General features: G+C 75.9%; 10 protein-coding genes. 4 read left to right on the forward strand and 6 right to left on the reverse strand.

Annotated features, from left to right (window positions below; genetic code table 11):
• Nucleotides 1-314 precede the first annotated feature (314 nt).
• Both ACFWA9_RS14770 and ACFWA9_RS14775 read right to left on the reverse strand, forming a co-directional pair.
• On the reverse strand, nucleotides 315-1,067 hold the full coding sequence (locus ACFWA9_RS14770) for an alpha/beta fold hydrolase (RefSeq protein ID WP_352294018.1): 753 nt from the start codon (nucleotides 1,065-1,067) through the stop codon (nucleotides 315-317).
• 123 nt (nucleotides 1,068-1,190) lie between these two features.
• Nucleotides 1,191-1,814 (reverse strand): AAA family ATPase, encoded by a 624-nt coding sequence (locus ACFWA9_RS14775; RefSeq protein ID WP_380387097.1) that lies wholly within the window; start codon nucleotides 1,812-1,814, stop codon nucleotides 1,191-1,193.
• 251 nt (nucleotides 1,815-2,065) lie between these two features.
• Between ACFWA9_RS14775 and ACFWA9_RS14780 the strand changes: the two genes are divergently transcribed.
• The 4 genes from ACFWA9_RS14780 to ACFWA9_RS14795 all read left to right on the forward strand — a co-directional run bounded on the left by ACFWA9_RS14780 (nucleotide 2,066) and on the right by ACFWA9_RS14795 (nucleotide 6,060).
• Nucleotides 2,066-3,682, forward strand: coding sequence for an AMP-binding protein (locus ACFWA9_RS14780; RefSeq protein WP_380387100.1), 1,617 nt, complete (start codon nucleotides 2,066-2,068; stop codon nucleotides 3,680-3,682).
• A 241-nt stretch (nucleotides 3,683-3,923) separates the two neighbouring features.
• On the forward strand, nucleotides 3,924-4,109 hold the full coding sequence (locus ACFWA9_RS14785; protein WP_352294024.1) for a hypothetical protein: 186 nt from the start codon (nucleotides 3,924-3,926) through the stop codon (nucleotides 4,107-4,109).
• Between the two features lie 252 nt (nucleotides 4,110-4,361).
• Nucleotides 4,362-5,171 carry an aldolase gene (locus tag ACFWA9_RS14790; protein ID WP_380387103.1) on the forward strand — a complete coding sequence of 270 codons (810 nt, stop codon included), beginning with the start codon at nucleotides 4,362-4,364 and terminating at the stop codon, nucleotides 5,169-5,171.
• 1 nt (nucleotide 5,172) lies between these two features.
• Nucleotides 5,173-6,060 (forward strand): dihydrodipicolinate synthase family protein, encoded by an 888-nt coding sequence (locus ACFWA9_RS14795; protein ID WP_380387106.1) that lies wholly within the window; start codon nucleotides 5,173-5,175, stop codon nucleotides 6,058-6,060.
• A gap of 7 nt (nucleotides 6,061-6,067) precedes the next feature.
• On the opposite strand, the gene ACFWA9_RS14800 is transcribed toward ACFWA9_RS14795, so the two are convergent.
• From ACFWA9_RS14800 to ACFWA9_RS14815, 4 genes are all read right to left on the reverse strand, one after another.
• Complete coding sequence (locus tag ACFWA9_RS14800) at nucleotides 6,068-6,643, reverse strand: helix-turn-helix domain-containing protein (protein ID WP_380387109.1); 576 nt, start codon at nucleotides 6,641-6,643, stop codon at nucleotides 6,068-6,070.
• Between the two features lie 122 nt (nucleotides 6,644-6,765).
• Entirely contained in the window at nucleotides 6,766-7,755 is a 990-nt protein-coding gene (locus ACFWA9_RS14805; protein ID WP_380387112.1) for an ABC transporter ATP-binding protein, read from the reverse strand.
• A 160-nt stretch (nucleotides 7,756-7,915) separates the two neighbouring features.
• Entirely contained in the window at nucleotides 7,916-10,789 is a 2,874-nt protein-coding gene (locus tag ACFWA9_RS14810) for a hypothetical protein (protein ID WP_380387115.1), read from the reverse strand.
• Complete coding sequence (locus tag ACFWA9_RS14815) at nucleotides 10,786-14,061, reverse strand: FtsX-like permease family protein (protein ID WP_380387117.1); 3,276 nt, start codon at nucleotides 14,059-14,061, stop codon at nucleotides 10,786-10,788. Before ACFWA9_RS14815 ends, ACFWA9_RS14810 begins: the two co-directional genes overlap by 4 nt.
• Nucleotides 14,062-14,338: the final 277 nt, after the last annotated feature.

Here is a 14,338-nt window from a genome sequence, read left to right on the forward strand (position 1 = left end):
CCGTCGTGCCGGGGACGGCCAGCGCCAGGGCCGAGAGGACGGCGAGGGCGGCGGCCGGGCGACCGAGCCGCCGGGATATCAGGGGTGACACGTGTGTCCTCCGATCGGCCCGTGCGTGAGGGGTTCGCACGGAGTTTGAACGCAACATGCCAGATCAGTGAGCACTTGGGGAAGGCTTTACGCGTGACGGCTTGTCACAAGCGTGTCAACTTTTGATGTCGCCCCGGGGCCGCCGCCCGCGCCCGCGTCGCCCGGCGCCCCCGGCGCCGGGCTCGTTCGTGCACGAGCCCGACTCCCCCCGCCCCCACGGCCGTTCACCCACGGAGCCGCGCGGTCACCACCCCCAGCACCGCGTCCCGCTGTTCGGCCAAGTAGAAGTGGCCGCCCGGGAACACCTCCAGCTCGAAGGCGCCGGTGGTGTGGCGGGCCCAGCCGCCGGCCTCGTCCAGCGAGACCCGCGGATCCGCGTCCCCGGTCAGCGCGGTCACCGGCTGCGACACCACGGCGTCCGGCGCGCACCGGTACGTCTCGATCGCGGTGTAGTCGCTGCGCAGCGCCGGCAGGATGACGGCCCGCAGCTCCGGGTCGGCGAGGACCCGTGCGTCGGTGCCGCCGAGCTCGGACACCTCGGCGAGCAGCTCGTCGTCCGGGAGCCGGTACACCGCCGACTCCCGGGGCCGGGAGGGCGCGCGACTGCCGGAGACGAACAGCCGGGCCGGGCCGGCCCCGCCGTCCGCCTCGAAGCGGCGCGCCACCTCGAAGCAGACGGCCGCGCCCATGCTGTGCCCGAAGAAGGTCAGCGGCAGGTCGGTCCAGGGCAGCAGTGCCTCGTACACCCGGTCGGCGAGGCCGGTGACGGAGTCGATCCCGGGCTCGCCGAAGCGGTCCTGCCGGCCGGGGTACTGGACGGCGAGCACGTCGGCGTACGGCGCGAGGGCGGTCGCGTAGTCGAGGAAGTAGCTCGCCGACCCGCCCGCGTGCGGGAAGCAGACGACCCGGGCGGGCGCCGTGTCGTGGGAGTGGAACCGGCGGAACCACGGGCTCTCGGTGGCGGTACTGCGGGCCATGGGGGACGACCTCCCTGAAGACGGGTCAGCTGCTGCGCTACCTCCCCAGTGTCCCCTGCCGCCCCACCGCGCACCACGGGCCACCCGGCACCGCGACCGGCCCGCCGCCGCGGCGGAGCCGCGCTACCGGGCCGGCTCGGCCGGGCCGAAGCGGACGGCCGCGGCGCGTTCCCGGGAGACCCGGTCCAGCAGCAGCACCGAGGCGGCCTCCGGGGTGGGCGTGCCGGCCGCGCCCGCGGCGTGCCGGGTGAACGCCGCCAGCAGCCGGTCGAGGCCCCGGCGGTGGCGGGCGAAGGCCCGGCGCGGGGCCCAGCGCCCGCGCTCCCGCTGACCGTCGAGCGCGGTGACGGCGCCGACGTCCAGCAGGACGAGGTGCAGTTCACGGCCTTGGCGGGCGGCGACGCCGGACAGCCAGCGGCGCATCCAGGCCCGGCTGCCGCAGTCGTGCACCAGCAGCGGACCGCCCCGGCGGACGGAGGCGCGCAGCAGGCGGAAGTGCTCGATCCGGGCCCACGGCCGGTAGACCGCGTACGGCAGGGCGGCCGGCATCACCGCCGCACAGGCCTCGTGCACGGCCCGGGGGTCGACGGTGGCGGCCGCCCGGCTCCGGGCCGACCAGCGGCGCAGCAGGGTGCTCTTGCCGCTGCCGGGGAGTCCGGAGACCACCACGACCGCGCCCGGCGGGTAGCGGACGGTGAAGGACTCACCGGCCGCGCCCCTGAGGTCGACCAGGCCCCGCGGTTCCATCGCTGTCTGCGCCCCCTGCCGTACTGCGGTCCGCCCGCCCGGCGTGGTCGGCCTGTCCATGGTGCTCACTCATCCCCGTCGGTGCCCGGCCTGGAACGATAACAACACCGACCGCCCTCCGGACCGCACGGTCCCCGGCCCGGCCCCCGGGACCGTTCCCAGGCCTGCTCCCCCGGCCCGGCCGCCGGACGGCGGGGTGATGTGATGGACTGTCAGATCGGACGCGGGTATCGGGAGTCGGGAGACGGCGCGTGACGAGGACGCGGACGGCGGGGCCGGCGGCGGTCACCGGGACGGCCACGCACACCGGGCTGGTCCTCGACGGGCTGGCCCGCGATCCGGCCCGGATCGCGCTGCGGTACGGGGAGTCGTCGCTGACGGCGCAGGAGTGCCTGGACGACGTGCACCGGTTCGCCCACGCGCTGGCCGGCGCCGGTCTCGGGCGCGGCGACGGCGTCACCGTGCTGGCCGGGAACCGGCCGGAGGCGGTGCTGGTGCGCCTGGCGGCGAACCTGATCGGCTGCCGGGTCGCGATGCTGCCCACCGACCGGTCGGTGGCGGACCAGGTCGCGATGGCCGAGGAGGCGCGGACCGCCGCCTTCGTCTTCGCCCCGGAGCGGTTCACCGCGGCCGCGCGCCAGCTCGCCGGGGCGCTCCCCGCCGTGCTGTCGCTGGCCCTCGGCCCCACCCCGGTCGGGGCGGACCTCACCGCCCTGGCCGCGCCGCTCCCGCCCGTCCCGCCGGCACCCCGCTGGCGGCCGGACGACGTGATGGCGATCCGGTTCACCGGCGGCTCGACCGGACGGCCGAAGGGGGTGCTGCGCCGCTTCGCCCGGCCGCCCCGGCCGGAGCTGGTGGCGGCGTCCACCTTCCTGCTCTGCACGGCCCTGTGCCACGGCGGCGGCACCACGGCCGACCTGGCCCTCGCGGCGGGCGGCACGGTGGTGCTCCAGGACGGCTTCGAGGCCGAGGCGGTCCTGGCGGCCGTCGAGCGGTACCGGGTGTCTCGGGTGTACCTGCCGCCGCACCTGCTCTACCGGGTGCTCGACCACCCCGCACTCGCCCGGACCGACACCGGCAGCCTGCGCCGGGTGACGTACACCGGGTCCCCGGCCGCCCCGGAACGGCTGGCGGAGGCGACCCGCCGGATCGGCCGGGTGCTGCACCAGACGTACAGCCTGACGGAGTGCGGACCGGTCACCCGGCTCACCCCGGACGAGCACCTGGATCCGAGGCTGCTGACCACCGCCGGGCGGCCGCTCCCGGACACCGAGGTCCGGATCGTGGACGAGGCGGGCGTGCCGCTGCCGGTCGGCCGGACCGGGGAGATCTGCGTGCGGACGCCGACGGTGATGTCCGGCTACTGGCGCGAACCGGCCCTGACGGCCCGAGTGCTGCGCGGCGGCTGGCTGCACACCGGGGACCTGGGCAGCCTGGACGCGGCCGGGTACCTGACGGTGGCCGGGCGGCGGCGGCCGATGGCGATCGTGGACGCGCACAACGTCTTCCCGCGCGATGTCGAGCGGCCGCTGCTGGCGCATCCGGCGGTGCGGGAGGCGGTGATGTTCGCGACCACCGGTCCGGACCGGCTGGAGCGGGTGCACGCCGCGGTCACCACCCGGCCCGGGGCCGGGGTGACGGCGCGGCAGCTGCACCGGTGGGTGCGCGAGCGCGGCGGCCCGCTCGGTGCTCCGTCGACGATCCTGGTGCTGCCGGAGCTTCCGCTGAGCGCGACCGGGAAGCCGGACGTCGACGCCCTGCGGACCCTGCTGGCGCAGGCGGGACCGGAGGAGGGACCGGAGACCCCGGGGGCGGACGGCGGGGTCTCGGGCGGCGGGGCCACGGACGGCGGGGCCACGGACGGCTGACGGGATCGCGGGGGCGGGGGCACGGACGGCGGGGGCACGGGAGGCCGACGGGGGCGCGCAAAGGCTCCGGGGGCGCGCGTCAAGGAGCACCGCGCGCCACCGACGCTTCGAGTGCCCGCGCGTGCTCCCGGTGCTGCGGCGGATGTCCCACGGAACCGCCCGTGGACACTCGATCCTACGGCGCGTCCTGCCGATATCCCCGGCACAACTCCCTTCGCACCGCCCACCGGAGGCATCTGCCGTGACCTGGCTCCGCGTCCTCACCGCGCTCGGCATCCTCACCGTGGCGGCCAGCGCCGTACTCGTCTTCGCGCTCTGCACCGCCGCCGCCCGGGGCGACCGCGGCAGGCGCGGCGAGCCGGAGCGGGACCTCCGCTCCGAGGCCGAGCGCAGCGGGCTGATCCGACGCATCGGCGACGACGGCTGAGCCTGCCCCGGAAGCCCCAGCACCTCTGATCAGCAGGGCTGTTGCCGGGGAGCGGGGGTGGTAGGTGGGCGGGCAGCGGGTAGCGGCTTCGGGCCAACCGGTCGCGGGCACGCTATCGACGCCAGGACACAAGGTGTCCTAGGGTGAACGACGTGTTCTCACCCGTCGCTCCCGGCGGGCGGCACCGCGGCCACGCCTGCCCAACGGCCCCGCCGCGCCCGGGCGTTCCCCTACGAAGGAGAAGCACAGCCGATGGCAGAGACCCTCACCGCCACCAAGGCGGAGCTGGTGGACCTCGCCCACCGCAGAATGCAGAGCGCCATCCCCGACAACGGCTGGACCACCCGGCAGAAGCTCGCGCTCACCTGCCGGATCCTGTTCGACGCCGGACACGACTCCGGCCTGGCCGGCCAGATCACCGCCCGCGCCGAGGAACCCGGCACCTACTACACCCAGCGGCTCGGCCTGGGCTTCGACGAGATCACCGAGTCCAACCTGCTGCTGGTGGACGAGGACCTCAACGTCCTGGCGGGCGAGGGGATGGCCAACCCCGCCAACCGCTTCCACAGCTGGGTCTACCGGGCCCGCCCGGACGTCGAGTGCATCATCCACACCCACCCGCTGCACATCTCCGCGCTGTCGATGCTGGAGAAGCCGCTGATCGTCTCGCACATGGACCTCTGCCCGCTCTACGACGACTGCGCGTTCCTGGAGAAGTGGCCCGGCATCCCGGTCGGCAACGAGGAGGGCGAGATCATCACGGCCGCGCTCGGCGACAAGCGCGCCCTGCTCCTCGCCCACCACGGACAGCTGGTGGCCACCGGCACCGTCGAGGAGTCCTGCGTCCTCGCGGTGCTGTTCGAGCGGGCCGCCCGGCTCCAGCTGCTGGCCTCGGCCGCCGGACGGATCCAGGAGATCCCCGAGCTGCTGGCCCGCGAGGCACACGACTGGATCTCCACCCCCAAGCGCGGCCAGGCGTCCTTCGCCTACTACGCCCGCCGCGCCCTGCGCGCCGGCCACGGCGACGCACTCGACTCCCTCGCCCCGGAAGGCGGTCGCTGACATGGCCGGCCCGACCCTGGAAGGGATCATCGCCTACCCGGTGACCCCGTTCTCCCCCACCGACGGCGGTCTCGACACCGCACGCCTGGGCACCCTGATCGACCGGCTGGTCGAGGCCGGCTGCCACGCCGTCGCCCCGCTCGGCTCGACCGGGGAGAGCGCCTACCTCGACGACCAGGAGTGGTTCACCGCCGCCGAGGCCTCGGTGGCGGCGGTGGCCGGGCGGGTGCCCACCGTGGTGGGCATCGCCGACCTCACCACCCGCAAGGCCGTCCGCCGGGCCCGGTTCGCCGAACAGGTCGGCGCCGACGCCGTGATGGTCCTGCCGCTGTCGTACTGGAAGCTGGACGAACGCGAGATCGTCCGCCACTTCACCGAGGTCGCGGGCGCCGTATCCGTCCCTGTGATGATCTACAACAACCCGGCCACCAGCGGCGTCGACCTCTCCCCCGAGCTGATGGTCTCGCTGGTCGAACGGGTCGAGAACATCACCATGGTGAAGGAGAGCAGCGGCGACGTGCAGCGGATGCACCGGCTCAGCCAGCTCACCGGCGGCGAGCTGCCGTTCTTCAACGGCAGCAACCCGCTGGCCCTGGAGGCGTTCGCCGCCGGGGCCGCCGGCTGGTGCACCGCCGCGCCCTGCCTGATACCCGAGGCGGTGCTGGAACTCCACCGGGCGGTGCGGGTCGGCGACCTGGACGCCGCCCGGCAGTCCTTCTACCGCCAGCTGCCGCTCCTGCAGTTCATCCTGCGGGGCGGTCTGCCCACCACCGTGAAGGCCGGCCTGGCCCTGCGCGGGCTGGACGTCGGCGAGCCGCGCCAACCGCTGCTGCCGCTGGACGACGAACGCACCCGCCGCCTGGCCGAGTTGCTCGCAGCACTGGACTGACGAAGCGTCAGGGCAGGCTGGGCACCCGCTCCGACGGGCCGGCCGGATCGTCGTGGATCACCACGAGGATCGCGGCCGGCTCCGGACCGGTGCTCCGGCAGCGGTGCGGCAGCGCCGAGTTGAAGTAGACGCTGTCCCCCGGGGCGAGCCGGACCGTCCGCTCGGGGAACTCCAGCTCGACCGTCCCGGCGTGAACGAAGAAGAACTCCTCACCCGCGTGCGACTTGAAGGGCGAGTCGCCCAGCTCCAGCGGCGGGTACATCATGAACGGCACCATCCGCTTGCCGCTGAGACCGGTCGCGATGCCCTCGTAGTGCGGGGCGCCGGGGCCCGTGCCGTCGGCCATCGGCGTCCGCTCGCCGGCCCGGACCACCGTGATCAGCTCGGGCTCCACGTCCTCCGCGAACAGGCGGCCGACGTCGACCTTCAGCGCGTGCGCCAGCTTGAGCGCGGTCGAGATGGAGGGGTCGCTGAGCCCCCGCTCCACCTTGGAGAGGTAGCTCTTGGTCACCCCGACCTGGGCCGCCAGCGCCTCCAGGCTCAGCCGGTTCTGCTTCCTCAGCACTCTCACGCGGCTGCTCATGCGCTACCTCTCGCCCCGGAACGTCCGGTCCAGTATCCCATCGCGCCCGGCCCCGCCGCCCCGGGGCCGGGCGGCGGGTGCGGCCGGGCGGCGGGTGCGGCGCGTGCGGCCGGGCGGACGCGTCAGTGGCCCGCGATGTCGTCCGGGCGGACGGCGATGTGGTCGGCGCCCAGGTCCACCGCGACCCGGTGCTCCATCCCCAGCGCCTCCAGGAACTTGACCGGCAGCTGCACCCGGCCGGTCCGGTCCAGCATCACGTACTCGGTCTCGTTCACCGACTCCTCGCCGTACTCGTCGGTCACCGTCCGCCGCAGCACCTCACTGCTGGTACGGCCGTCCCGGATCGCGACCGTACGGCGCACCTCACCGGCGACCATCGGGTCGTGGGTGACGATGACGACGGTGGCACCCAGCTCGCGGTTGACCGTGCGGAAGGTCTCGAAGATCCCGGCCGCGGTCTCGGAGTCGAGCTCACCGGTCGGCTCGTCGGCGAGCAGGACGGGCGGGTTGTTGGCCATGCCGACGGCGATCGCCACCCGCTGCTGCTGGCCGCCGGAGAGCTCACCCGGGCGCCGGTGCGCGAGGTCGCCCAGGTCCATCGCCTCCAGGAGCTCGGCGACCCGGGCCGCCTGCTGGCGGGAGCGGGCCGCGCCGCCGCCGCGGCCCCGCAGCTGCATCGGCAGCGCGATGTTCTCCGCCGCGGTGAGGAACGGCAGCAGATTGCGGGCGGTCTGCTGCCAGATGAACCCCACCACCTCGCGCCGGTACCGCAGCCGCTCCCGCGCCGACATCTCCAGCAGGTCGCAGCCCGCCACGGTGGCCGTCCCCGCGGTCGGCACGTCCAGCCCCGCCAGGATCGTCAGCAGCGTCGACTTCCCGCTGCCCGACGCGCCCACCAGGGCCACCAGGTCGCCCTGACGGATCGTCAGCTCAAGCCCTTGGAGCGCCTGCACCTCCACGCCCTCGGCACTGAAGATCCGCACCAGGCGCTCGCAGACGATCGCCGCGTCCCCCGCGACCGCCCGCGGCGCCGAGGCCGCCAGCGCCCGCTCCCGCAACTCGTCGAGCGTCGGGCCCTCGACGACCGCCCCGCCCTCGGACACACTGCTCACCACTGATCTCCTGTCGCCGCTGCGCCTGGGTGCGCTCCTGGTCGCGATTGCCACGCGTTGGTTCCCCTGCCGAACGCCCGGCCGGGGGCCCCGCCAGCGCCGGACGCCCCGCTGCCGAACGCCCCGCCGCCGGCCGGTGGCCGCGCGGGCCGGGTGCCGGTCATCGCTGGTCCCCCGCCCGCAGTTCGGTGCTGATCTGGCGCCGGCCGGAGATCAGCGCCTCGGCCAGCACACCCGCGGTGACCAGCGCCGCCAGACCGAGGACCTGGAACAGCACCGGCAGCAGCGCCGGCCGCAGCCCGGTCGGAACCGGGGCGCCGACCAACGCGGACAGGTCGATCGCCGGACCGAGCAGGGCGACCGCGATCCACGCCACCACGCCGCCGCCGACGGCCGCGACCAGGGTCTGCGGCAGCGTCTCGGCCACGATCAACGCCAGCCCCTGCCGGGGCCGCAGCCCCATGGTGCGCAGCCGTGCCAGCACGGCCGCCCGCTCCGGAGCCGCCCGGAGCAGCGTCAGCAGGACGGCGAGCAGCGCGAACCCGGCGGCGCCGATCACCGCCGCCCAGAACAGCCGGGCCGCCGAGTGCTGCAACGGGTCGTTCGCCAGCTCGGCGGAGCGGGCGGCACTGGTGCGGACCAGGTACCCGGTCGGCACCGCGTCGGCGTCGGACTCGGCCGGTGCCTGGGCCGCCGGGGCGGTCCCGGACGGCGAAGGCGCCGCGGCCGGCCCGGGCGTCGACGCCGAGGCCGAGGCCGACACCGCGGCGCCCTCCGGGGAGCCGTCGCGCAGCTGCACCGGTGCCAGCTCGCGCATCAGCCCCTTCAGCTCCCGCTCGTCGATGTCGCCGGTGGCGAACCACAGGTTGGCACGCTTGAGTTCGGGAAAGCGCGCGGTCGAGGGGCCGGCCGGGAGCACCACGAAGCGTCGGGTGGAGCTCTCCAGTGCCGGGGTGCCGTCGAGGGTACCGGCCGACCTGGCGAGCAGCTCCCACCCGTTGGGCATCCGCAGCCGGTAGCCCCCGTCACCGATCCTCCGCGCGAGTTCGGTGCTGAACAGGGCCGGTACGGGGGTGTCGATCCCGCCGTCGTCACCCGCGAGGGCGGCCGGGTCGAAGGCGCCGCGACCGACGGCCCGGGACAGCTCGGCGTACGTCCGCGGGTCCACGACCAGGGTGCTGACCCGGATCGGCCCGGCGTCGCTGCCCAGCAGGAACACGTCGTTGTCCCACCACACGGCGGTGGCCGTCCGCACCCCGGGCAGCGCGCCGGCCGCCGTGAGGAAGCCGGGCGGGAGCACGGCGCCGGTCGGTGCCCCGACGACCGCGTCGCCACCGACCGCGCTCCGGACGGCCTGCGCCCGGCCGCGGTCGACGGCGTCCAGCACGGTGGCGCCGAAGCCGGCCGTCGTGACCGCCAGCATCAGCGCGAACACCGGCAGCACCGACGGGCGCGGTCGGCCGCCCGATCCCCGCGCGGCCCGCGCCAGGCCCAGGAAGCCGACCACCCCCGGACCCCGGCCCGCCGCTCGCGCCAACAGGCCCACCAGCACGGGCTGCACCCGGGCCAGCACCAGCCCACCCGTCAGCGCCAACAGCAACGGCGCCGCCACCAGCAACGGGTCCAGCCCGTCGCCGGGCGGCACCACACCCCGGCGCCGGACCTCCAGCACCGCCGCGACCGTCACCGCCCCGACCACCAGCTCACCCACCAGCCGGCGCCAGCCACCCGGCGCACGCCGCGCCGACCACAGCAGCGCCGCCTGGACCGGCAGACCCAGCGCCGCGAGCAGCAGCACCACCAGCGCCGCGACCATCGATCCCCACCACCGGGGGGTCGGCAGCCACCACCACACCAGTCCGGTCGCCACCACCGCGGCCGGCACCACGGTCACCGCGCCCTCGCCGAGCAACCGCCGTACCACCCCGCCCCGCGAACCGCCGCGGGCCTGCAGCAGCGCCAGCTCACCGTGCCGCCGGTCCCCGGCCAGCCCCGCCGCCAGGCAGAGCACCACCACGGCCACCCCGGCCAGCCCGGCCGGACCGACCGCCGCCAACGGCGCCGCCGCGTCCCGGCGGGCCACCGCCTGCCCGAACAGCTCGGGCAGCTCCGAGCCGACCCGCAGGTCCTCGCGGCCGGTCAGCGTGGTGAGGCGCAGCGCCGTGGAGCCGGCGAGGTAGGAGGAGATCTCCTCCTTGGTCCGGTCCAGCTGGTCGGCGCGCAGAGCGGCGGTGTCGACCGGCAGCCGCCAGAAGTCCGTCGCGCCGCCGCCCCACGGGGCGATCCGGTCCGTCGCGTCGGGGGAGACCACACCGCCGGTGCGCCATTTGACCTTGGCGGTGGCCTCCCGACAGGCCCGCTCGGGGCACGGCAGGCCCACCCAGTACGGGTCGTCGGGGTCGTTGGCCACGTAGACGCCGACCACCTCGGCCCGGACCGGCTCGCCGGTGAGCGAGGATCCGGCGTCGACGAGGTCGCCGAGGTGCATGCCGATGGTGTCGGCGGCGGCCTTGCTGATCGCGATCGGCACCGGGCCGTCGCCACCGCCGGCGCCGGGCCACTGGCCGGCCACCAGGGTGACCCGGTCGGTGAGGCCGTGCAGCGAGACCAGGTCGAGCTGGGGCGGCACCTCGTCGGGGCGGGCGTACCCGGTGTTGAGCATCGGGCGCGACTTGTTGCTGCGCGTTCCGTAGACCGGGCCGCTCGCCACGAACCGGAAGGTCTCGTTCGGGTAGGAGGCGAGCTTCGCCGCCACCCTGTCCAAGTCGGCGGCGTCGTACTGGTGGCGCCCGGTGGCCAGCAGGCTGGTCCAGGACGGGCCTCGGTCGTGCAGGAACTCGCGCAGCGCGTCGTCGGTGCCCCGGTCGACGGCGCGCGGGAAGGCGGCGGCCAGCAGGACGGTGACGAAGGCCAGCGCGGCCATCAGCGCGGCGGCCAGCGGCGCCGTCCGCAGCCTGGTCCGGACCCAGGGCGCGGGGCGGTGCTCCGGCCTCGGCGCGGGGCGGGGGGTACCGGTGTCGGCCGGGGTGGTCACATCTCCTCCACGTACCGCAGCCGGGCGGCCACGTCTCGACGGCGGCGGCGCCCGCTCAGGGAGGCCGACAGCAGGGCAACGGCCGTGATCGCGGCCGCGAGGAGCAGGGCCGGGCCCACCGGCAGGTCGACCAGCACCTCGGGCACCGGCCGGTGGGCGGACGGGGTGAGCACCACCAGCGGCACCACCAGGTGGACGGTCAGGGCGCCCAGGGCCAGCCCGACCAGGCTGCCCAGCGCGACCAGCACGCCCTGCTCGGCGGCGACCGTCCGGCTCAGCCGGCGCCGCGGGGTGCCGAGCGCGAGCAGCACGGTGAACTCCCCCGCGCGTTCGCGGGCCGAGGCCGCCGCCGCGGCGGCGAAGCCGATCGCCGCCAGCACGGCGCTGACCAGGGCGATCGCGGCGAGCGCGTTCTGCGGCGCGGCACCGATCGGGTCCGCGAGCAGCTCAGCCGCCACCTCGTCGCGGACCACCAGCTGCTGGCCCCCCGGTTCGGCGCGCAGCTTCGCGGCGGCCGCGGCCGGCACGCCGTCCCCCGGCCCGGTGGCGGGCAGCCACCACTCGGAGACGGCCGGCAGCTGCCGGCCGCCCGCGCCGATCTGCCGCGCGACGGTGGCCAGGTCGACGACGACCGCCCGGTCCCCGACCACCGGCAGCGACTCGACCACGCCCGTCACCTCGACCTGCAGCGTGACGCTCGCGAACGGCACCTGGACGAGGTCGCCGACCGCCGCTCCCACCGCGGTCAGATAGGCGCGGGTGGCGACCCCGGAGATCCCCTTCGGAGCCGGGGCGCCGGCGGGGGCGACGATCGCCTCCGCGCTGTTCCTGCCGCCGTGCCCCTTCTCGTAGTGGAGCTTGAGCAGCTGCCGCTCGCCCTCGCCCTCCGCCACCGGTAGGACCGCGGAGGAGGACAGCTCGTCGTCCGACGCGGCGACGGTGGTCCAGGCGAGGCCGGCCGGGGCCGCGACGGGGGTGGCCGGTCCGGTGGCGCTGTCGGCGAGGCCGATCCGCCCGACGGTCAGCGTGCCGCTGAGCGGGACGACGCGGTCCGAGCCGAACACCACGACCAGCCCGGCCATCGTGAGCGGCGCGGCGGCGGAGCCGACCGGCGCGCCGGTCAGCGCCGAGAGGTCGGCGGTGGCCACCGCGCCGCCCTGCTCGGGGACCCCGGCCAGCGGGGCCCGGAAGGTGGCGCCGAACCGGTCGCGCAGCATCAACCAGACCTCGGGGCGCGCGTCGGCCGGCGCTGCCGGCACATTGGTGAGCTCGACGTCGATGCGCCGGGGGCTGCCCGGCAGCGGGAGCCCGGCCTGCGCCCCGGTCGGGGCCGGCCCGGCCAGCGGCGCGAACACCTCCCGGGCGCTCTGCCCGCCCAGCAGGTCCGCCCGCACCGGCACCCGGTCCGCGAACCCGGCGGCGTCCAGCGCCAGCAGCTGACCCGCCGCACCGCCCGGCAGCGAACTCTCCTGCCGGACCACCGGAACCAGCCGCTCACCGCCCGACAGCGCCCCGTACCGGCCGCCCTGCCCCATCGACGCCGTCGCCGACCCGAAGATCCGCAGACCGCCCGCCGACACGAAGTCCGCCTGGTCCCGCTGCGATCCCGACCAGCTGGCATGCTGACCCAGCGCCAGCACCCCCGTCGACACCGCCAGCACCAGCAGCAGCACCGGCCCCGCGGCGCGCCCGGGCCGGCGTGCCAGCTGCCACCCCGCCAGGGCCGGCGCCAGGCCCCGGCCCCGCGCCGCCAGCCTGCCGCCCAGCCGGGCGGCGAACGGCAGCAGCCGCAGCACCAGCAGGGTGCCGGCGCACAGCAGCAGCGTCGGAGCGGCCACCAGCACCGGGTCCAGGCCCAGCTTGCCGTCGGAATCCGCCGACAGCCCGCCGCTGTAACGCGCCAGCTGGAAGTAGGCCAGCACCGCCAGCGCCACCACCGCGAGGTCGGCACCCGAGCGCACCGCGCCCGCCACCAGCGCCTGCCGGCGCCCCGCCCGGCGCAGCACCGCGCCACCGGCGCCGCGGAACACCGCCGGAGCCGCCGTCAGCACCACACAGGCCAGCGCGCACACACCCGCGACCGGCCACAAGGTCCAGCTCAGACCGGTGTCCAGCGGTACCCGGGACAACGCGCCGAACCGGGTCAGCGCCCGCAGCAGCACCGGGACCAGCAACGGCGCCAGCACCGCCGCCGGCAGCGCCAGCAGCACCGACTCCGCCGCCGAGAACGCGCCCAGCCGCACACCCGAGGCACCGCGCGCCGCGAGCAGGGCGTTCTCCCCCACCTGCCGGGCCGCCATCAGGTGCACCACCAGTACCAGCACCGCGGCGGCGAGCACCACCAGTTGCAGCGCGCCGATCAGCAGGGTGGAGCGGGCGACCAGCGCGCTGGAGTCCAGTTCCTGGAGGAACAACGGCAGTTCGGTCGAGACCTGGAGGCCGGCCGAGGTGCCGAGCTCCGCGGCGAGGCCGGCGGCGCGGTCCCGGACCGCGGCGGCGTCGGCGGCGCGGACGGTGGAGAAGTCGGCGCCGAGCAGCCAGCTCCGGCCGTTCTGCGGAACGCCGGCGGCGGTGAAGGCGCTGTCGTCGACCAGCAGCGGCCCGTAGGTGGTGAAGCCGCCGACCAGGATCTCGCGGCCGCCCACCGGGTCCAACCGCCAGTACGGGTCGGCGAGGTCGGTGGCGCGGTAGACGCCCGTGAGCCGGACGGTGAGCGGCGCGCCGCTCAGGCGGTCGTCCAGCCGGACCTCGGCGGGCAGCGCCCCGGCGCTCAGGCCCAGCCTCGCGAGCGCCGCCTGTGGCACGGCCGCCTGGACCGGCCCGGCCCCGGCCGCGGCCGCCGGCCACGCGCCCGCCAGCAGGGTGACCCGGTCGTGGTCGAGCGTGGCGAGCAGGGTGAGATCGGTCTGCTTCGCGGCGGCCTGGCCGGTGGCGGCGGTAGCGGTGGCGGCGGCGGCCGGAAGGCCGTAGGAGCGGCTGCGGGTCAGGCTCTCGTGGTGCACGGGCAGGCCGCCGAAGAGCCGGCCGGCGTAGCCGGCGACCGCCGCGTCGTCGGCGGCCCGCTTGTCCTGGCCGTGCTCGGCCTTGACCAGAACGGTGGTCCGGGCGGCCTGGCCGGGTGCCTGGAGCGCCTGCCGCAGCCCCGCCTCCCCCACGGTGCGGTTGAACGCCACCAGCGCGGTGAGCACCGCCGTGGTGATCAGCACCGTGAGCAGGACGGCGCCGGCCAACGGCAGCCGCCCGCGCAGACGGCGCACGACGAAGCCGAGCATCCTGTTGCCTCCCCCGGAACATCCCGGTCGCGCCCGGCGCCGCCGTCCGGGCACTCTCCGGCCACGGGATGGACGCCTGTTACGCACCGCTACGGTGATCACCGGCGCTTGATCACCGGATAGCGGACGATGCTGTCAGATTCGCTCTTCAAACGGAAGGGACTTGCGCGAATCATGTAACTAGTGAGCAAATTCTCCGCGTTGGCAGTACATCGGACCCCCACCCGGCAAGACAGGAACAACGGGCCGGCCGTGGCACGCGGTTCAGTGTTCGATC

It is taken from the genome of Kitasatospora sp. NPDC059973 (assembly GCF_042737525.1).
Lineage (GTDB): Bacteria > Actinomycetota > Actinomycetes > Streptomycetales > Streptomycetaceae > Kitasatospora.